Below are 20,932 nucleotides of genomic sequence, written 5' to 3'. Positions count from 1 at the left end.
TGCGCTGGCACAGGGTTATCTTAAAATGAGTGTAGGATATGTAAACTTTCGTAACCTAAGTCAGAGTCCGCCCATCCATGACCCCAGCCACCTCCCTGTTTACCCCTGTGGAAGCAGACCTGCGACTACTAGCAGATAACCTAAAACAGCTAGTTGGAAATCGCCACCCCATTCTGTTTGCAGCAGCCGAACATTTATTCGGTGCTGGGGGAAAGCGTATCAGACCAGCAATTGTCCTGCTAATATCGCGGGCAACAATGTTAGAACAAGACATCACGCCGCGTCATCGCCGTTTAGCTGAGATTACAGAAATGATTCACACAGCTAGCTTGGTACATGACGATGTGGTAGATGAATCAGATGTGAGGCGAGGCGTTCCTACCGTTCATAGTTTGTTCGGTAATCGCATTGCCATACTAGCAGGAGATTTTCTTTTTGCCCAATCGTCTTGGTATTTAGCAAACTTGGACAATTTGGAGGTAGTAAAACTCCTCTCAGAAGTCATTATGGATCTGGCTACTGGGGAGATTCAGCAGGGACTGAATCGTTTTGATGCTAGCATCTCTATTGAAACTTATCTTCAAAAGAGTTATTACAAAACAGCTTCATTAATCGCTAACAGTTCTAAAGCTGCTGGGTTACTTAGTGAAGTTTCGCGAGAAACTGTTGAGCATCTATATAGCTACGGTCGTCATTTTGGTATAGCATTTCAAATTGTTGACGACATTTTAGATTTCACCAGTACAACAGATACCTTGGGTAAACCAGTGGGGTCGGATCTTAAAAGTGGTAATCTGACTGCACCCGTTTTATTTGCTTTAGCCCAAAAACCATCCTTAGAAGTGCTAATTGAGCGAGAGTTTGCTCAAGAAGGGGATTTAGAGCAAGCACTAGCACTAATTCAAGATAGTCAAGGCATACAGCAGGCGCGAGAGTTAGCTGCTCACCATGCGAAGCTAGCAATTGAACATCTTGCAGTTCTCCCACCTTCAGAATCCCACCAGGCATTGATTAATATAGCTGAGTTCACACTGAGCCGCCTTTATTAAATCATTTACCAGTTAACAGGTACTTTAGGGGACTTTAGACCCCAAGCGAAACCTTTCACCTGTTCTTAGGTGGAGAATTTTTGCTTAATGGTCAGCTAAATTTTGAAAAATGTTCACTAATAACTGTTTGTTAAGCAATTTTAGATTAGGCGAAAAATTAAGCCGATCGCTTGCTTCTTTAAAGAACTAGAAGTTTAGTAAGTGGCATTAATTTATTTTTCATCAAAAACTTTTTCAAACAAATTTGAGATTTAAAATTTTGGATGTGGGATTGTATCTAAAAAATCCCACATCCAAGTTTTTTCTATGCAATATCAGGGGGTATCTGTTTAGGCGATCGCTGCTGTCGTAAGTGTTTCTGCATGAGTTTTTCTAGTTCAGTTCGTCGAATTTCAACGGTATGGGTGGTCTTACCCGGCGTCTCCAAAAAAACGATACTATCTACGGGTTCCAATGCCACCAATTGGAACAAAATATGGGTGACAGGGATAATTTTAGCTAGCATTTGAGGGTCAAGCCCAGCAGGGGAAATTAGAGAGACATCCTGTATGGTAGGGAAAGCGTAAACAACGCGCTTTTCCAATCCTGGATTAGTAAGATTGCTCAATGTAGTTAAAACCCAGCTTGATTCTGAATTTTGGAGAATATAGTACTGGGAGTGACGTAATTTTTGAGCGATCGTTCTAAGGGCAGGAGCAATTGCTGCAATCAAATTTGGTGTCATACCATCGCGGGGTGCATTGTCAATCAGCAATTGAATTTGTGCTTCTAAATCCATAATGACTTGTATACGGCTCTTGGGTAATGGCAATAACATCTATCAAAATGTGAACAATCCCATCCAAGTTGGGAATAATAAAATCAGCCACATTCTCAATATAGGATTGGTCTGCGTTTAGCTTATACGTAAAACCGAAAAAGCCAACACCCACAGTCGTACAGGTTGTATTTAAATACTTAGGGTCTTTTGAAAACCGAGACTATGAATTCAGCCGCAACCGCAACTATTCCATTTGCAAATATTCTGGGAGAAAATTCTAAAGGCGTGGAGGTGATCTTTCAACTCCTGTCCAGGGAGTTTCAACAATCAACCAAAGCTTCGGAACAGAATTGCCACGATGTAGCAAGACGTATTACCACCGAAGTCTATCGAATTTGCCAGGAAAGCAAACGTATCCAAGCTTCTGGATCTGTAGAAAGCTCGGCGATGACCCTAGCTCGCCATCGGCTACAACAGTGTCTCAGGTACTATCAGTTGGGTTCAAATCGGGGTAGGGTAGAATTACACAGTACTCTGAGTGCAATTATTTATCGATACATTAATCCGCCTCAGAAGCAATTAAGTTATCAAGGGCGACTAACTATAATCGAAGATTTCTTACAGAGTTTTTATCTGGAGGCATTAAACGCTTTCCGGCGAGAAAATCAACTTGGTGCTACTTATCGCCCTCAGACGCTTTTAGAATTGTCCGAGTACATGGCATTTACCGAACGCTACGGCAAACGACGCATTCCTTTACCAGGCCGTCAGCAGCAGCTAATTATCTTGCGGGCGCAAACTTTTTCTCAACAACAGCCCCCAGAAACTAGCGTAGATATAGAACAAGCCGCAGAAGGCAGCAATAATGAAGGCGATGGTTGTTGGGAAGAACCAGCAGTGCATCAATTACGCTCCACAATGGCAACGCAAGCCGAACCCGAACTTGAAGAAGATACTTTGCGTTCCGTTGTAGTTACAGAATTAATGAATTATCTCGAAGAACGGCAACAATCTGACTGTGCTAATTACTTTTCCCTCCGCCTCCAGGATCTCTCAGCACAGGAAATTGAGTCAATTTTAGGTTTAACCCCTCGTCAGAGAGATTACTTACAACAGCGCTTCAAGTACCATTTGATTCGGTTTGCCTTGTTACATCGTTGGGAATTAGTTCACGAGTGGCTGGAAGCTTCTTTACACACCAATTTGGGCTTAACTCCCCAGCAATGGCAAGTATACACAGCACAACTGGACAATAAGCAACGATCTTTACTAGAGTTGAAGCAACAAGGACAAGCCGATGAAAAAATCGCAAAAACTTTAGGGCTGTCAATGGCACAACTTCAAAAACGATGGTTTAAGATTCTTGAGCAAGCTTGGGAAATTCGTAACTCATTAGTGTCCGGATCAGGTGCATCTACTCATGAATAGTGACTCAGAATCCTTACAATCTCAGTGTCTCGGTTGGTTATTGACAGATAATGTCAAAAATACCGACCAATCTGTAGAATGTCAGGAAAATGACGGGGTAAAAAACCTCCACAATGAAGCCACTGCTTCAAAAAGCAGTGAGCCAAAATTGGGAGGAACGCCCCAGACCTTTCAATTGGGAGAAATTCCTACTGTGCAAGATCGTTTCCAAGCTGTCCTTAAGCATCGCTTACAAATCCAAGCCCAAGACCACCCACCTTTATTTCCTTGGGAAACACAATTAATCGACTATCCCGATTGTGTTGATGAGCCTTCAATGACGCTCGTTCCTAGCTGGGGGTGGATGGTACAACAGTCAAAGTTGAACCTGCCGCGTCCTTTACCGGAGAAAGTTTTTCAGCAATTGCTGGAAAAATGTCAATCAATGGTGACATCTTCAGTACCTCTGGGAGCAAAATTAGTTCAAGTGGTGGAGAACTTTTTTCCCAACGAGTCTCAAGCATTAAACGATATCGCGGGATTGGTGCTAAGAAGCACCTATCGATCTGTAAGTACTTTGGATATGCCCAATATTCAGAGCGATTATTCAGATTTACAACCGCGTCAACAAATGGCTTTGTCGTTGCTGGCAGCTAAACAACTGCTGGAAAATCTGACTCTACCACTTTCAGCAGCTAGTCCAGTGGTGGAAAGACAATGGCTAACGACTGTCGGTAATTTGAATATCAAAGTAGAGTATCAGTCTGTAGGTATTACGAAGTTACTTGTTGAAGCTGAGTTACCTATTAAAGGAACTTTGACACTTCGCAAAAGTGGAACTTTAGCAATGGCAACATCTTCAACTCCGGGATACTTAAGTGTAGAGTTAGGCTGCGAGCAACTTAACCCAACTTATACTCTGGAAGTTGAGTTTCCAGAAGTAGACGAACAGTCGCTTTTGTTTGTGATTAATCTCACTGTGTAACCTTAATTGCCACCGCTAGTACGCAATGCCAAATATCTTAAGGTAACTATTGCCTAACTGTTGCCTTGGGGCTTTTTCTGTCTCTAGATACTACTAGCAACAGGGTGCTTACTTATACTTAAACTGCGGTTACAGGTTAGCAGTGGGTGTAAACTCACCATAATTGATTTTCTGTAGGTAATTGTCAGTCTACTGTTTACTCGCAAAGCCTGGGGAACGAGTTAGTTTCTTATGTTGTGCTGATTTTAGCTCGCCTGTATTTTACCAAGCCACCAATTTTTCACAAGAATTTATTCGGTTGGATTGTTTTTTTATACAAAATTATGTTCGCGCTTGGCGTTACAGTTCGCGGTAACGTCATATTATGTTCGTTTGATTACTTAGTTAAAGCCGAAGAACCCCACCCCCAACCCCCTCCCCGCTCTTCGAGAGGGGGCTATGATTGTATCTCATTCATGTAATCAAATTTTTTAACATTTAAAACTCCTGTGAGGAATTTAATTTATAAAATAGGCGCTAAACCTGTATAGATGCATCAAAGCAGGATAGTAAAGCTTCTTCTAACGGGAATACTTTAAATTAGGACGAACAGTTTCGTCCTAAGCATTGTTTCCGTGGCATTTATACTTAGACTCGAAATGCTTAACTTATCCTGGATGAATCGGTTTTGGCGTGTCCCTGTAGGTAATTTCTGGCGGCAAAATCCGCAGCGATCGCCTTTAATAGAAGTGGAAGATTCAATTTCCTTGCGGGTGCTGGTGCTAGCGTTGGTTGTTTTGGGAATTGTGGCGACGGATATCGCTGCTGAAACTTCATTCAGTTTTTGGGCATTACCCCTGAGTGTACTGGGTGCGATTTGGAGTTACTATCGCCGCCGCGATCGCAATGTTGCAGTTAAGTTTTGTATCGCCATCGGAATGTTAGTAGCACTGGGTGCTTTCTTTGGGCGATTAGTGGGAGAGTTGAATGATACACGGTTGGGTTTGGCTGAGTTATTAATTCAACTCCAGGTGTTACATAGCTTTGATACACCCCGCCGGAAAAATTTGGGCTATTCGATTGTTATAGGATTAATTTTATTGGGTGTGGCGGCAACGTTAAGTCAGACTTTAGCATTTGCACCTGTGCTGCTGTTATTTTTAGCGATCGCTCTCCCAACTTTAGTATTAGATTATCGCTCCCGTTTAGGTTTACAGCCATTAAAAACTGAAAAGGGAAAATTCAATCAGAAGAATTCCTCAACTCTTAATTTTAAATTTTTAATTCTGAATTTCTTCCTAATTGTCGGTCTAGGACTGGCAATTTTTGCTGTTTTACCCAGATTTCCTGGCTATCAGTTACGGAACTTTCCTGTAAGTTCTGCGATTCCAATAAAAGGTAATTTCACCGGACGTAGTATCATTAATCCCGGTTATGTCCGCCAAGGTAAAGGTGATAATCAAGGCAGTGGTACGGGACAAAATCAAACTGGTCAACCAGGTAAAGTAGATAATAACTTTTATTACGGTTTTAATAGCCAAATTAACCAAAACCTGCGGGGCGAGATGAAACCTAAAATTGTGATGCGGGTGCGATCGCAAGCTGAGGGTTTTTGGCGAGTTCTAGGATTTGACCGTTATACGGGTAAGGGATGGGAAGTTTCCCGTAATGAAGATGTTACAACCATCAAGCGATCGCCTTGGTCTTACCAAATCTTCCTAAATCGACCTTTGATCGCTGGTAAAACCCAAGAGATAGTACAAACTTATACAGTGGTGGCGGATTTGCCTAATCTAATTCCGGCGATGGCTTATCCCAAAGAGATTTACTTTCCTACACCAATGATCGCGGTTGATAAGGAAGACGGATTGCGATCGCCTGTGGAATTATCAGAAGGACTCACTTACACAGTAGTGTCTGAAGTACCATATCGCGATCGTACTAAATTGGGTGAAGCTTCTACTAAATATCCACAAGATATTAAACAGCATTATCTGCAAATTCCTCCCGAAATTGCAGAAATTGTCCGGCAACGTACCGAAGAAATTCTTGCTAACTATAATCAAGAACGAGTTGCAAAGTCTTCTAAAAGTCTAGATTCAGTCTATGAAAAAGCTCTCTACTTAGCTCAATATTTAAAGCAACGCTACTCTCTTCCCCAAAATCCCTTAGATTTGCCTTATTTGGGAGAAAAAGATGACTTAGTAGAAGCTTTTTTATTCAAATATAAAGGTGGTTATCCAGACCACTTCTCAACAGTTCTGACGGTAATGTTGCGTTCCATTGGCATCCCAGCCCGGTTGGTAGCAGGGTTTAGTGCAGGAGAATTTAATCCATTTACAGGGCTATATGTTGTCCGTAATACTGATGCTTATGCGATGACGGAAGTATATTTTCCTAAATATGGCTGGTTTGCCTTTGACCCGATTCCCAATCATCCCCTGATACCTCCATCAGTGGAAGATACTCAGACTTTTAGTGTGTTGCGTCAGTTGTGGCATTGGGTTGCTGGATGGCTGCCTTCTCCAGTAACAGGTTTGTTGAATAATGTATTTGAGACAATATTTAAGTGGGTGATTGGAGCGATCGCTTGGTTTTTAGCTTTATTCTCTCAAGGTTGGTTTGGCGTATTGACTGGCTTAATCTTGGCAACTACAGCAGCTTTCTTCGGTTGGCTGGGTTGGGGACAATGGCGAGAGTGGCGCAATCGTCGATGGTTAAAGAAATTGCCAGCAATGGAGAGCCTTTATCAACAAATGCTGCAATGGACAACCCAAAAAGGTTTAGCTAAACATCCAGCACAAACACCTTTAGAGTATGCCAAAGGATCATATCAGCATCATGCCCCAGCAACTGCTGAGGTAATAGATGAGATTAGCCAAGCTTATGTTAGTTGGCGTTATGGTGGTCATGCTCCCAACTTGAAGCGATTGCGAGAGAGATGGCAAGGTATCAAAAAGACTGCTAAGTAATTTAAATCCTAGCAGAGCGCAAAATTTTCAGGTTATTTCTTCTAAGAGAATATCCACTTATTTAGACAGACCTAATTAGACAAATAATTTAGATGCCAAAGAAGAAGTTTGAAGATATTCCCTTTCCTCCTTTAGTCAGCATGGATACGGATACTCCAGTTTCTGTAGACCAAGTTTCAAACATTTTGAGGGAGCGACAAAAGGGAGCTAGTATCTGCATTCGTAGTACAGAGGGACACACTAATCGAGGCGGGTACTTCTTTCATGTCCTGCCAACAGACAGCGATTTAAGCAAATGCGAGTTATACAACTTTGAGAAAACGTTAGTTACTATATTACCTGTAGAACAGATAACCCTCTTCATGAATCATTGTTCAGGCTTGGAGTTCAACGAGTGGGTATTTCAATTCTGTCAATCAGTTGTTAATTTCCGGCTTGACCCAGCTGAACCTGAATCAGCTGAACTTGATTCTACTGAGTCAGATCCTACGGAGTTAGATTCGCTTAAATAAGCCGCTTTGGTTTTTTTCCCGTTCGCTTCAATGTCAATTTTCCTTTTTTATACTCAAATTCTCTCCAAGCATATTTATCTGTAAATAAGTAAACTTTGCTGACTGTTAGCTGGCTAAGAACTAAATTTTGTTTTTTCTTTGTTGAAACAGCAGAGCTTAATAAGAAGCAAACCTCACCTGATTGCCAACCAACTCGCTCATTCTCGTGGAGGACAGCAACAACCTTATTAAATTCAGAAAGCTGAGGTAGAAATAAATGAGCCAAAGTATCTAAACCTGCTTTGATCACTCCATTTTTAAAGGCAAGATAGTCTGCAATAGTGCGGTGAACTAGATCCGACTCAGGTGGTTCATATTTAAAGCCTTCTTGCCATATCCGTAGAAGCTTACCATAATTGCCCTCTTCCTCGTTATATGTGCCATCTTTGCAGTTGACAGCATATCTAAGGTCAAAGCCTTGCAATCCATTACCTAAATCATTAGGAGGACAATTGAGCCAGTACCAGTCGCGCAGTAAAGCAAGTGAAGATGCATGAAAAGCATACGCATGATGAATGAAGGGCGCTCGATCCCAGGTGACATCTTCAGGGTCATACCTCCAGTCCCAAGCAAAAACAATCACAAAGTCGGTTAGAGAATGAATGTCTTTTCTTAAAGTATCAAAGTTAGCAGATTTTTCTTCAGCAATGGTTTGAAGGCATTTAACCTCAACCCGAAGACCGCGAGAGCCTGAAGATGTACGAACTTCTAAATCAGGGAAACGGTTAGCGACAACATAACTCCAGAAAATATCTTCAATCTGGTGATCTTCAAGAATGCGAGTTGCTAAACGGGCTACTTCATATTCGATGATTAGACTCACGCGATTGCGTACATCAGTAAGGTTTCTTTCATTTTCTGGAATTTTCTCGCCAGCATATATACCAAGCCTACGCCTAACATCAGTTTCATTCAGCCTTTTAAGAACTTCTGGCAGGAATAAGTCGGTTAACCAAGACAATGTATCTAAAGGGTTGGACTCCCCCCTTAGAAAGGTTCTCAGGCTTTCAGCAGTGAGTGCCATTTCTTTATTCTCAATAGGCATAAAAGATGTTATCTTTGGGCTTCCAATAAAAGAACAAACCAGTTCTTTTACTAACGATGTGAGCATTAATTGAGAGCGGTCTAAAAAGCTTCCAATATCCGATTTGAGATTCTCTACTTTTTGGTGCTGACTCAAATACTGACGGCGAATTTCCTCTTGAACATCTTTAGGTGGAAGCGGAATCATTACTTGCAACAATTCTTTTGAGTTAATTCTTGGACGGCCAATACCTGCTACCAAATGCATAATTTGCCCATAAACAAAGTCTGATCTAAGTAAAACGCTTAGTATAAGAGGGTCAATTAGATATGTACCATCAGATGCTTTATTGGCAGCAAAAACTGAACATTCCGACGATACAAAACCTGGTTCTGCAAAGCTCATTAATGCAACTTTTCGCAGGTTAGGACGCATTTTTGCAAAAATAATATCACCAGGTTGGTACATCTTGACTGAGCTTTTTAATGAGTCAGATGGAGTTGGAACTTGTTCAAATTGTCCAGTATTTGATTCAATATTTGCCAACCCTGTATATCGAATAATTGCGCCAGAGAGTTCTTTGCATGGAGAGATAGAGACATTCCTTTCTGTACAAATATCGGCTAAACGTTTTAATGGATAAATAGAAGTAGCAATTAATTGTTGGCTTTTTTTTCTAGATGGGTGATGATACTGGAAATCTATTCGATGCCCATTTGTCTTTTTGTCAAAGTTAGAGTAGACATCAGCAACATAGATGTTTTCTGATTCATCAACTCGACCTTCTTTAAGGTATTTGTGCCAGGCATTTAATATAGACGGAAGATCGCTATTAAGATAACTTTTTCCATCCTCGTCGTAACGAATGTCTTCATCCCCGCTTGTTTTACGTCCAACTTTATCTGCTTTAGCAAAAAATACTGAAAGTTTGCTATTCTCAGCAAATATTTTTTTAGACATTATCAAAATGGAGGCATTCACGGTAGCATACGGCATGAATGCAGTTTCAGGCAGACTGATAACAGCTTTTAGATCAAAGTTTTTGATAATAAACTGTCTTACATCAGTTGCGTGAGACAAATTTAAAACACCTTCGTCAAGAATTATAGCAAGTATACCGTTTTTACGTAAAAGAGCATGGCAACGTTCAATAAAGAGAATTCCACGCCGACGAGATGATTTGCCTATTCCTAATTCAAATGTTTCTAAAACATCAGACTCGGTAAAATCGCTGCCAAATGGTGGGTTAGTGATTATCGCATCGAAGCATGAAAAGAACTGATTGGCTTGATTACCTAGAGTCCCCCCAGCAGGAAGAAACACTGTACGAATGTTTTTTGCTCCGTGAAGAAGCATATTAATTCCCGAAACCCAAGAGAGCCGCTCGTCAATCTCAATACTTGTAAGGGATGAATAATTTATTTGATGCCTTGCAATGCTAGAGAGAAATCCACCTGTCCCAGATGCTGGATCACAGATATCACCTTTAAGATAAGGCTGACAAGCGGAAACAATAAAATCAACAATATGAGGCGGGGTGAAAAATTGTTGATGATCGCTTTTGTCAAAAGTATTACGAACAATTTCTTCGTAAGCTAATCCTTTCACATCAAATTGTGTAGATGTGAAATTGAACGATTGAAGGGCTAAGACACATTTCATGATTGCACTATCAGAGCAATGAAGCTCACTAAACCGTTTTGGAATAAGGTTGCTGTGCTGGTGTGAAAGATGCTGATAGTATTTTCGGACGACGCAGGGATTTAGAGGAAGATCAGAGGGGGAAAAGGGTGTAGATGCTCCACTGTTGTAAGTTTTATCAGATACAATTTTGGCGAAGACCAGTTTCGTGATTTCGTCAAAGCGGCTGATGATGTTGCTCTGGCTATCATTGTCACGGAAAATATCATGAAGCCGAGATACCAATAGGCGAATACTTCTTAAGTCGAACACATCTGACGACATAAAACCTGTCTTCTCTGAAAATAGCTTCAGCTGTTGTTGAAGTTCCTTGGACGAGGCAGTTTCAACAGAGTTAACATCGTGCAGAGGTTTGTTCGACAAGAATTTAGACATGGCAAAACATTATAAAACCTTATTAATGGGTTGAAATTCTCGAAACTATTAGCAAGCTAGTTAGAGTAATTGCTGGGATCGAACTAGATCAAAACTCTGAAGATTACCTTACAGGTTTTTATCATATTTTGTCGCAATCCTAAATTTACAATTATTATCGTCTACTGTATGTAGACAGTGGTCAATTATCTTGAGGCAACTTACACTAAAATCATAATTTGAAGTTAAGTCCATGACAGTAGTGCAAGTTAAGCGAGTAGTGGAAGTGGTGCAGGACTTCCCAGATATTGGAAAGCGGATAAAACAGGCAAGGGAGAGAGATGAACGGTCTCTCTCACAAATTTGCCGAGAGGCTGGCATTAGTCGCGCCTATTGGTATCAATTAGAGGCTGAAAACTTAAGAGCGCCTGCAACAGAAGGAATCATCCGTAAGATTGAAGCAGTTCTAAATGTTGACTTAGGAGTGAAATTTCAAGAATAATTGAAGATGGAAATCCTTCCGTTGTTGGCTGTTAAAAGCAATCAAGAGAGAAATATTGCTTAATTGGAGTGAAAATAATTTACCAAATTAGCTATTATTTTGGATTTCGTCTAACTTGGCACGCACTGCCTGGATATCCTGCCACATCAACCACTTCGGCGCACCTCTTTCTTTAGAAGGGTTACGTAGCAAGTAGGAAGGATGAAAAATTGGCATACATAAACGTCCTTCCCACTCTAACCACTGTCCGCGAATTTTCGTAATCCCTCGCTTATCGCCTGTGATGGCTTTGACAGCAGTTGCACCTGTTAACAGGATTATTTTGGGGTCAACTAAACGAATTTGTTCTAGTAAGTAGGGTAAACAAGCCGCCACTTCTACAGGTGTAGGAACTCTATTATCTGGTGGGCGACATTTGTTAATATTGGCAATGTATACATCATCCTCAGTAGTCAGATTCACGGATGCCAGAATTTTCTCTAGCAACTGCCCCGATCTGCCTACAAATGGTAAACCAGTTTCGTCTTCATTTTGACCAGGCGCTTCTCCTATAACCATAATTGGTGCTTTGAGATTACCGCGTCCGACGACAGCATGAGTCCGAGTGTCTCCCAATGCACAACGATGGCAGCTATTGCAATGTTGTACCAACTCCGTCATGTCAGAATAAGTTCCCGAAGCGATCGCAATTTTAGCGTCTGTAGGAATCAGTTCTCGTTGGTTAAGGGTTGAGTCGTCGAAGAGGCTGAGTTGAGTTTCGCTGCTCATGAAAATTAGGATTTTGGCATCAGCACCATCTGTTTTATCTGAGTTAAATACTGCTCTAGTTGGAGATTTATCAGAATCAATAGACTTTTGCTGAGTACTTAGTTATTTATACAAATCTTATTGTATCAGTTAATTTGAGACAAAATTCAGTCATCATAAAAGCAGTGCCGTCCTAAGATGCTGGGGGAAACTATGTCATATACCCCGCTTTTCGCCGATCGCACCCATGCGGGTGAGGAATTGGCGCGAGTTGTTCATGATGTTTTGACTCAGCAAACTATTGATTCTGGGGTAAAGCCTGTACCAATTGTTTATGCTTTGCCAAGAGGGGGTGTACCAGTAGCAGCACCAATAGCACGTCTTTTGGATTGTCCGTTGACAATTGTTGTGGCGAAAAAGATTAGCCATCCAGAAAACCCAGAGTTAGCAATTGGTGCAGTGACTACTTTTGGAAATGTTCTTTGGACTGATCAAAAGCTATCTCGCCTTAAACATGATGCGCGGTGGCGGGAAGTAGCTTTAAATAAAGCGATAAACCTTGCTAAGTCTCTTGAGACTCTATTAATTCCTGCTTGTCCGCAGGTGAATGCAGAGGATGCTACGCTGATCTTAGTTGATGATGGCATTGCTACAGGTATGACAATAGCGGTAGCGGCAACTGCTCTCAAAACGCTTTCTCCAGCAGCAGTTTGGCTATGTACTCCAGTAGCACCACAAACATTGCTACCCTGGTTAGAACAGTGGGGCGATCGCACCATTGTCTTGCAAACACCAGAACCCTTTTGGAGTGTAAGTAATTTTTACACAGAATTTCCCCAAGTAGATACATTAGAAGTTCTCGGGTATCTCCAGCAACAAAAGACAATGGGAGAAATTGACCGATGTGAGTAATTTCATATTATTAACTTTTAATTATTCCTTTCCCTCTCTTGCTTTTTAACGATTTTTCGGACTTTTTGTAATTACGAATTACGTAGCCTGCTTCTCGCCGGAGGCGAGTATTACAAATTATTTGAAGATGTTCCTTGCTGGTATTGCATAGCTTTGGCATAATCACCCAAGGCGTAGCAAGCAGCTTTCAGACGATCAAGAGCTTCTTCTTCACTGCGCCGATCTTTGATGCTTCTAGCTAACAGCAAACGTTCTTCATAATACTTAATCGCTTTGTTATAGTCACCCAAAGCTTCACAAGCAACTCCTAAGTTACCTAAAGACTGTTCCTCGCTACGCTTGTCTTGAATTTCTCTAGCTAATTGCAACCGTTCTTCATAATACTTAATGGCTTTAGCATAATCACCTAAGGCATAACAAGCATTCCCTAAATTCTTTAGCACCTGAGAAGCACTGCGAACATGTTTCAAGGAACGTGCTAGTATTACACACTGCTCATAATAGGCGATCGCTTTTGAGTAATTGTCCAAAGCATACCAAGCATTACCCAAATTCTTGAGTACCTGTTCCTCGCCCCAGTTATCTTTGAGTTCCCGGACAATCTCTAGACTTTGCTGCTGATACTCAATTGCCTGTATAAAGTTACCCGAAGCTTTATATACCAATCCTAAATTATTCAGTGCTGCTACTTGACTACGTTTGTCTTGCAGCTGTTGTGTTATTTTTAAACACTTTTCCAAAAATTCAATAGCCTTGTTATGGTCATTTAGATGACGGTATGCATTCCCTAAATGGGAAAGTGCTTGCATTTGCATTACAAAATCTGAGGAGTTATTGACCAAAGACAAACACTGTTCGGAGTAAGAGATAGCACCTTTGTAGTCTCCAGCTGTGTAAGTTACCAATCCTAAAAAAGAAAGTGCCTGTGCTTGTTTTTGCAAATCCCCAACCGATTGAAACAGCCCCAAGGATTGTTGTAAGGACTTCAAAGCCGCTATTAATTCACCAGCTTGCTGCTGTTGAATTCCTTGCCTTAGTAGCTTGGATGCTTCCGATATGTCATCACTTTCCTGTATAGGTAGTATTTCTGCTTGTGAACCAGAGTCAAATTCATGGGTAATTGTATTACGCTTCACTGATTTTAAGTGTGTTATGGGTAATTGCACGGGAACTGTATTTTTCGATCTGTTATTTCATTCCCCTTTAGACATCAGCCCTTTCTTGTTCAGTCTGGTGCTATATCTAGTGTTCCCAAAACCACAAGGTATCTTTCATCAGGTTGGTTTAGCACAGCGTGACTTGTTTATTGGAATTTTTGTATTCCAGACTTGGGAAATCATCAGCAATAGACTTTGACAGGCTGCCTTACCACAGCACGATTTGTTGAGATAAAGAGATTTTAGATTTAGCGAACCAGTTGTGAAGCTTATGAATAAAACTTATATATTGACAAAAGCACTAATTGTGAGTAACGCCAATTAGTAGTTTATCTTGTAATTAAGACTGCGATCGCTTATTAATAAATCCCCCCTTCCTCCTGAAAATGCGGGGCTATGTCCGCTATTTCTAAGAGTAATTGGGAGGATATTCAAGAAATAAATGTCAATAATCTACAATTATTAATTATTGGCTTAACTTAAATGCACCTGCTAAAAGTTAGGTGTTGATTTAACCAACACCTACAGAAACATTTGCCACAGAGCCATTATTTAGGATAGGCTGACGGGTTTTCAAGTCAAATTTGAAACCATGTGGCAAAATATGAAGCTTTGCTCCGCAAATCGCCAAAGACTCATCTTTCAAGATTTCGTCCATATTGTTGTACGTAGCCTCTGATTCATCAACAATCGTAACCGCACCTTCACCAATAACTTCAACTTGGTTATCTGTCACGACCATAGCGGTATTCTCGTCAATACCGAATCCCAAAACAGCAGGCTGTAGTATCAAAGCTGAAATTAAGCGTCCCAAACGTCCGCGCTGGGAAAAATGTTGGTCAATTACCACTCCTGGTAGAAAACCAAGACCCGGGCCCATTTCAACAGTTTCAATCCGAGGATGTGTTTCTGAGTCGCCTTCTACAATCATTACGTCTGGCATCACGGCAGCTCCGGCGCTTGTGCCTCCGATAACTACACCTTCAGAGAACCGTTGATGAATCGCCGTATCTATTTCGGTGTCCTTGAGAATACTGGTGATGCGAGCTTGATCTCCCCCAGTAAAAAATATCCCAGTTGCTTTATGAATTGCTTCCAATGCAGTAGAAGAAGATCCATCTTCGCGGGTTTCTGTATCAATAATCCGAGCATTTTCGGCTCCCAGGCGCTCAAATACTCTAATATAATTTTCTCCCACTTCTCTAGGTAATTCTGTCGCCGCCGTCATTATTACAATATACGCTTTTGTACCCCCAGCGCGTCGCACAAAGTCCCGCAGAATTTGGCAATCTCCTTCCTTGTCTTCGGCTCCCCCAATAATTACCAGTTGCCCTTTTGAATTAGTTTGTACCATGATCGATGTCCCCTGATTTGAGTTAATAAATTTTACTAAACCATGACAATTCCAACTATCAAATCATCCCTTTGGTAGATCACCTAATAGAAGATAGTATTGATATTCGCGTAGCGTCTCGTAGAAAAGCCGCTTGTCGTTAGACATCGCAGCAGACTAAAAGATTCTTGCCAAAAATTACATAGAAAATAGCTATCCTCATTAACATTCGTTGACTTAATAAAACCCACAGCAACAACTGCCTCTAGAGTGATTTTTTAGAGACATTGCTAATTGCCGATTGGAAATTTATCGTGCAATTATTAAAAAATTGGTATTAACTCTCGCTGGATGCAATTAGATATCTGATGGTAAGTCCTAATGAATGCGACTTCTATAAAGCAAGTTAGTTAAGAAAAAACGTGCTTGTTCGAGGGGGAGATGCCTGGGTTTGCCTTGGTAGACAATTTGATACTCGTTTATATCCGGGCCATCACCATGCCCAGAGATCAGCTTTTGGTGAAAAGCTTCCTCAGCAAGTTCGCGAATTTCGTCTCTTAGAGCAGCTTGTGTGCTATTCATAACTTTGCTGTCTTTATGACTGTCTTTTGAATACCGCATATTTATTTATACAATTTATTGGCTGAGTGTTGCACCTTTCAAAGGTTATATATTTGACCATTCATGAGGATGAATTAACTGTAGTTTTTTCTTTGCTAAGGTAGGGGGGTTTAATTATGCCTTGAGATAGTTGAAAATGCTTACTAATAGGTTTAATCTAAGTTCTGATTAGATTCAATGGCTTTGCCATCACTCTCAAAAGATAATGTGAGTTAATTTACAATCAATAAGTCTGAGTAACCAGAACTCAGCATTTAAATTTCAGGGTGTTTAGCCAAAGGTTCGTAATCAATGGTTCTACAAAAAAGCAGTGATTTAGTCCGCATTAATGCTAGAAGAACGGATGTATTCGATATTTTCAACTTCAAGCATTTTGTTGGGCCCAACCCTTATTTAGATACAGGAGCGCTAGTATTTGATTTTGCTCTAATTGACTCTAGAGAGCCTTTGCCCATTGAAGATTATATTGCAAAGATTAGCGATCGCTATCCTCACCTGGGCAGCAAAAGCTACGAATCTTATGCTGATCTATTTGCCCAAGTTGTGTCTGAAGTCGGAAAACTGGACATGGATTTGCACCTTAACCGTTGGAGTGTCAAGCCATATCCAGATTTTGTGCGGATTAGCGTTCAATCACTACATGAACGCACAAGTAGAGAGGTAGCTTATTTTGTTTGGGATTGGTTTGAAGCTATTACCCAAGACGAAGACTTTACCTTTGATGAACAATTGGTGAGGCTGCAAAATAAATTCCGCGCCTCTGTCTATGGTGGCCCCACAGTTTACGCCTTATTGCGAACAGCTTACGAAAAAGGTATTCCCGCCTTTTATTTGTGGGAAGAAGGATTAATGCAATACGGCTTAGGAAAAAAACATGTGCGAGGGGTCGCAACAACATTTAACTGTGATAGCCATCTAGATTCGGAGTTTACCACCCGTAAAGACGACTGTAAGGCATTTTTAAAAACTTTGGGTTTCCCAGTCCCTGAAGGCGATATCGTTTTTACTGAAAAGGAAGCCTTAGCAGCAGCAAGACAAATTGGCTACCCAGTGGCAGTTAAGCCAGTGGTAGGTCACAAAGGAATTGGCGTTACGGCTGATGTGCAGGACTCAAAAGAATTGGAAGCTGCTTATAATAGGGCATTAGCAGCGATTCCCGAAGATCAGCTAACTCGGATAATTGTTGAGAAAAGTATTTCTGGATCAGATTTTCGCTTGTTGTGTGTCAATGGCAGATTTGTCGCCGCCACAGAACGCCGTCCAGCATCAGTTGTTGGTGATGGCTATTTAACGCTTGCAGAATTAATCCGCCAAGAGAACCGGAAACCTGCACGCCAAGACACGCCTACCTCGCCGATGAGTAAAATTCAAATAGATGAAGCGATGGAACTCTATTTAGAAGAACAGCGCTTATCATTGGACAGCGTGATTGAGAAGGGACGCACTGTTTACCTGCGTAAAGTCGCTAATCTTTCAGCCGGAGGTATGAGCATTGATGCAACCCAGACAGTTCATGATGACAATATTATTTTGGCGCAAGATATTGCCCAACACTTCCAGTTGACTTGCCTTGGTATTGATGTCATTACGAAAAGTCTCTCAGAATCTTGGAAATCCAGTAAGTTTGCCATCTTAGAAATTAACGCTGCACCAGGTGTTTTAATGCATCTTAAACCTTCTGTTGGTGAAAGTGTTGATGTGCCTTCTTATATCTTAGAAACCTTTTTTGAGTCGGGTACAGATGCCAGGATACCAATTATTACCTTTAATAAAATCTCAGTTGAAGAACTGCAAGCAACAATTGACCATATCCTTTTACAAAACCCCAACTGGACAATAGGCGCTGTTTGTCGTGATGCAGTTTTTGTGAATCGCTCCAAAAAAGTATTAAGCAAAAATTACAACAGCAATGTCCAAACTTTGCTGCGTCATCCAAAACTTGATTTGCTGATTACCGAGTATGCGGAAGATATCTTAAATGAAGAAGGGATGTTTTACCGCAGTAGTAATATGGTAGTTTTGGATAATCCCACCGAAACTGAGATGATGTTGGTACGGGATGTGTTTGATGGTTCCACTGTGGTGATTAGAAAAGGCAACGACATTTCTATCCGTCGCAAAGGATTGATTGAAGATTATACTTTGGGTGAAGATGAACCATTTACGCGGGTTTATTTGAAAGAAACTGGAGCAATTTTGCAGTAGCGAATTTTATTCGCCCAATACTTTTCAAATCTCCTTTTATCTCATGTCCGCCTGACTACTTCTTAAACCTGAAGAACCCCACCCCGTAAAAGCTACGCTTCGTCTCCCCTCCCCGCAAGCGAGGAGGGGATAACGGCTAAGTGTAGTAGTGTGGGATTTATAACTAAATTATGCGACTATGATATTTATTAAACTAAAAGTCGCTATTTATCCGAAATCATCGATTTTCTAGAAGTTTAAAATATCTAATGATTCTTCTATTTCTAAATCTAATATTATTTCTCGTGTATCTTTGAGTGCTTCTAACTTACCTTCTTGACGATAGATGTCTGCCGCTTTTTGAAAATCTTCAATTGCTCCCTGTTTATCTGCTATTTCTAAACGGATATTGCCACGGTTGTAATAAGCATCTGCATAATTTGTATTAATCTGGATTGCCTGAGTATAATCTTCAATTGCTCTTTCAAAATCTCCTAAATCTGAACGAGCATTACCACGGTTGTAATAAGCATCTGCATAATTAGGATTAATTTGTATTGCCTCAGTATAATCTTCAATCGCTCCTTCAAAATCTCCTAAATCTGAACGAGCATTACCACGTTTTTTATAAGCTATAGCATCTTTAGGATTAATTTTAATTGCTTGGGGAAATCCCGGTTGAGAGCCTAATAAATAACGAGCAATTCCACGGTTTTTATAAGCATCAGCATAATGGGGGTTAATTTTAATAGCCTGTGTGTAATCTTCAATTGCTCCTTGGTTATCTCCTACGTGAGAACGAGCTTCAGCACGGTTTTTATAAGCTACGGCAACATTAGGATTAATTCTGATAGCCTGAGTATAATCATTAATTGCTTCTTCTAACCGCCCCAGTTGAGACAGAGCTAAACCTCGTTTATTGTAAGATTTAGCATCATGAAGATTAATTTGAATTGCTTGAGAATAATCTGCGATCGCAGCTTCATAATCTCCTATTTGATAGTGAGCTAAACCTCGTTTATAATATAAATCAACATCACCAGATTTTATTTGTAAGGCTTGATTATAGTTGGCGATCGCATTTAAATATTCTCCTTTCTCAAAACATTCATCACCTAATCTTACATAAAGTATATTTAAATGTTCATCATTATATTCTGGTTTAAAATAAGAGTTACTCAACTGATTAATAGTTGGCTTAGATGCAATTTTCTGCTTCGGAAGATATTTATAAATTGGTGTTTGTTGCCTAGAAGAATTTATAGAATATTGTAACTGTTCTAGATAACACCATAAACCGCCACCATACAGTAATTGCTCTATCCCAAAAGAAATTTTACCAGTCTTTAACTTAATCATTCGGGTTGGGAGAAAGCCAGCTAAGAAAAGGTGATATTCAGATTGCGCTTCACTCACATCTTCTTGAATCAAAATGCAAACTACAACTGCATTTTTTTCAACCTCTTCAGAACTAATTGACCATCTAACTCTATCAATACTACCGTGACGAGATTTAACCTCAATACCAATAGATGGGTCAGAAGTCAAGGTAAAATCTATATTGCCATCGCCGCCAAATCGCTTTTCATAATCAACTTCCGTAATAAAATCAGCTAAACGTTCTTTGACAACTTCCTCACCCAACTTGCCTTTGAGATAGCTAAGAAAAACATCACGGACTGGCAAAACACGCTTATATTTCTCAGCCATTTGCCAGCAAAATTCCCGTAGCGCCTTTAATCTTTCTCCAGAGATTATAGTTACTTCACTATATTGACCTTCTGTTTCACAATGAAGCAGAGAACCAGATGTTAACCTTTTAATAAAATCAGACTGTAGCGATCGCAGTAGTGTAATCCAGTCCATTTATGTTTCTGCGAATCTTTTGATGAGATTATTCTATTAAAATATCCATTCGGCGTAAAGCTTTAAATCAGCTTTTTAGGTGCAACCATGTCTGATTATGCCAGAGTTTTGAAGAGTTGGGAGAGGGCGATCGCTCTTAATAATACATGAAATATTAATTAGCTAACCACCAAGATCGCAAATGACCCAAAGTCACAACCCCAACCCAAAGTCTCTCACCGACTCCAGTCCCCCCTCTCCGTGCTTGCGAAAAGGGGGGTGGGATTTAGTACCTACTCAACAGAGAACCGCTATATGCTGTACTAATGTTTACAGTTGCCTTGCTTTTGGTGTTCATGACCATGTTCATGATGATGACCATGACCGTGAGAGCAGCCTTGCAAATTCTCCTTCATGAGATTGTCGCTAATTTCTTGTAAAGATTCATCCACAGCTTGTAAGCCAATCCAAGCATCAATCTTTTGTACATCAAATCCGACCTCGCGCTGTTCGCCTACTTCTAATAAAGGACGGCGAATCAACAACGGCTCTTTCAGCATCAGCGCCAAAGCGGTTTGTTCGTCCACTTTTTCAGGAACTACCTCACCAGATTTTACCTTTGGAGCGGAAGGATTAAACCATTCGGCTACGGGGCGATCGCCAAAAAATGAACGTAACCGCTCAACTGTCCAAGGTTCTGTTAGCAGATTGTATGGTATCACCTCATGACCAGCAGCTGTAAGCAAAACTTTTTGCTTAGTACCACCTTTACAGCCTGGTTTACTATAGAAAATTACTCTTGCCATTCAACTACCTCGCTGTAAAATACTATTCTTTTTTAAGGGCGCA

At 40.7% G+C, this 20,932-nt stretch carries 16 protein-coding genes; 8 read left to right on the top strand and 8 right to left on the bottom strand.

Going from position 1 to position 20,932, the window contains the following annotated elements:
- Positions 1-77 precede the first annotated feature (77 nt).
- Positions 78-1,049 carry a solanesyl diphosphate synthase gene (gene sds / locus CDC33_RS31930; protein WP_109012330.1) on the top strand — a complete coding sequence of 324 codons (972 nt, stop codon included), beginning with the start codon at positions 78-80 and terminating at the stop codon, positions 1,047-1,049.
- A gap of 304 nt (positions 1,050-1,353) precedes the next feature.
- On the opposite strand, the gene CDC33_RS31925 is transcribed toward sds, so the two are convergent.
- Complete coding sequence (locus CDC33_RS31925; protein ID WP_109012329.1) at positions 1,354-1,827, bottom strand: hypothetical protein; 474 nt, start codon at positions 1,825-1,827, stop codon at positions 1,354-1,356.
- A 204-nt stretch (positions 1,828-2,031) separates the two neighbouring features.
- On the opposite strand from CDC33_RS31925, the gene hetZ reads away from it, so the two are divergent.
- The 4 genes from hetZ (at position 2,032) to CDC33_RS31905 (ending at position 7,664) form a co-directional block, all read left to right on the top strand.
- Entirely contained in the window at positions 2,032-3,237 is a 1,206-nt protein-coding gene (hetZ, locus tag CDC33_RS31920) for a heterocyst differentiation protein HetZ (RefSeq protein ID WP_109012328.1), read from the top strand.
- Positions 3,230-4,201, top strand: a complete 972-nt coding sequence (locus tag CDC33_RS31915) for a PatU (protein ID WP_109012327.1) — start codon at positions 3,230-3,232, stop codon at positions 4,199-4,201. Before hetZ ends, CDC33_RS31915 begins: the two co-directional genes overlap by 8 nt.
- 656 nt (positions 4,202-4,857) lie before the next feature.
- On the top strand, positions 4,858-7,152 hold the full coding sequence (locus CDC33_RS31910) for a transglutaminase TgpA family protein (protein WP_109012326.1): 2,295 nt from the start codon (positions 4,858-4,860) through the stop codon (positions 7,150-7,152).
- A 92-nt stretch (positions 7,153-7,244) separates the two neighbouring features.
- Positions 7,245-7,664 carry a hypothetical protein gene (locus CDC33_RS31905; RefSeq protein WP_109012325.1) on the top strand — a complete coding sequence of 140 codons (420 nt, stop codon included), beginning with the start codon at positions 7,245-7,247 and terminating at the stop codon, positions 7,662-7,664.
- On the opposite strand, the gene CDC33_RS31900 is transcribed toward CDC33_RS31905, so the two are convergent.
- Positions 7,657-10,803 (bottom strand): N-6 DNA methylase, encoded by a 3,147-nt coding sequence (locus tag CDC33_RS31900; protein WP_109012324.1) that lies wholly within the window; start codon positions 10,801-10,803, stop codon positions 7,657-7,659. The two genes, CDC33_RS31905 and CDC33_RS31900, sit on opposite strands and share 8 nt — an antisense overlap.
- 232 nt (positions 10,804-11,035) lie before the next feature.
- Here CDC33_RS31900 and CDC33_RS31895 point away from each other — a divergent pair, with 232 nt between their 5' ends.
- The gene (locus CDC33_RS31895) at positions 11,036-11,284 is read left to right on the top strand and encodes a helix-turn-helix domain-containing protein (RefSeq protein ID WP_109012323.1); all 249 of its coding nucleotides are present in this window, start codon (positions 11,036-11,038) and stop codon (positions 11,282-11,284) included.
- 87 nt (positions 11,285-11,371) lie between these two features.
- Here CDC33_RS31895 and CDC33_RS31890 read toward each other — a convergent pair whose 3' ends face one another.
- Positions 11,372-12,052 carry a uracil-DNA glycosylase gene (locus CDC33_RS31890; RefSeq protein ID WP_109012322.1) on the bottom strand — a complete coding sequence of 227 codons (681 nt, stop codon included), beginning with the start codon at positions 12,050-12,052 and terminating at the stop codon, positions 11,372-11,374.
- Positions 12,053-12,244: 192 nt separating this feature from the next.
- Here CDC33_RS31890 and CDC33_RS31885 point away from each other — a divergent pair, with 192 nt between their 5' ends.
- Positions 12,245-12,943: a phosphoribosyltransferase gene (locus CDC33_RS31885; protein WP_109012774.1), complete on the top strand. Its 699-nt coding sequence runs from the start codon at positions 12,245-12,247 to the stop codon at positions 12,941-12,943.
- A 110-nt stretch (positions 12,944-13,053) separates the two neighbouring features.
- Here CDC33_RS31885 and CDC33_RS31880 read toward each other — a convergent pair whose 3' ends face one another.
- The 3 genes from CDC33_RS31880 to CDC33_RS31870 form a co-directional block, all read right to left on the bottom strand.
- Complete coding sequence (locus tag CDC33_RS31880; RefSeq protein ID WP_181374195.1) at positions 13,054-14,079, bottom strand: tetratricopeptide repeat protein; 1,026 nt, start codon at positions 14,077-14,079, stop codon at positions 13,054-13,056.
- Positions 14,080-14,611: 532 nt separating this feature from the next.
- Positions 14,612-15,454 (bottom strand): cyanophycinase, encoded by an 843-nt coding sequence (locus CDC33_RS31875; RefSeq protein WP_109012321.1) that lies wholly within the window; start codon positions 15,452-15,454, stop codon positions 14,612-14,614.
- 357 nt (positions 15,455-15,811) lie between these two features.
- Complete coding sequence (locus tag CDC33_RS31870; protein WP_100900450.1) at positions 15,812-16,015, bottom strand: hypothetical protein; 204 nt, start codon at positions 16,013-16,015, stop codon at positions 15,812-15,814.
- Between the two features lie 330 nt (positions 16,016-16,345).
- Between CDC33_RS31870 and CDC33_RS31865 the strand changes: the two genes are divergently transcribed.
- Positions 16,346-18,259, top strand: a complete 1,914-nt coding sequence (locus CDC33_RS31865; protein ID WP_109012320.1) for an acetate--CoA ligase family protein — start codon at positions 16,346-16,348, stop codon at positions 18,257-18,259.
- Positions 18,260-18,487: 228 nt separating this feature from the next.
- On the opposite strand, the gene CDC33_RS31860 is transcribed toward CDC33_RS31865, so the two are convergent.
- Entirely contained in the window at positions 18,488-20,104 is a 1,617-nt protein-coding gene (locus tag CDC33_RS31860; protein WP_109012319.1) for a tetratricopeptide repeat protein, read from the bottom strand.
- 302 nt (positions 20,105-20,406) lie between these two features.
- Complete coding sequence (locus CDC33_RS31855) at positions 20,407-20,889, bottom strand: ArsC/Spx/MgsR family protein (protein WP_109012318.1); 483 nt, start codon at positions 20,887-20,889, stop codon at positions 20,407-20,409.
- Positions 20,890-20,932: the final 43 nt, after the last annotated feature.

The sequence above is a fragment of the Nostoc commune NIES-4072 genome (assembly GCF_003113895.1).
Classification (GTDB): Bacteria; Cyanobacteriota; Cyanobacteriia; order Cyanobacteriales; family Nostocaceae; genus Nostoc; species Nostoc commune.
Note: the sequence above shows the minus strand (reverse complement) of the source record. Positions and strands in the feature narration are given on the sequence as shown.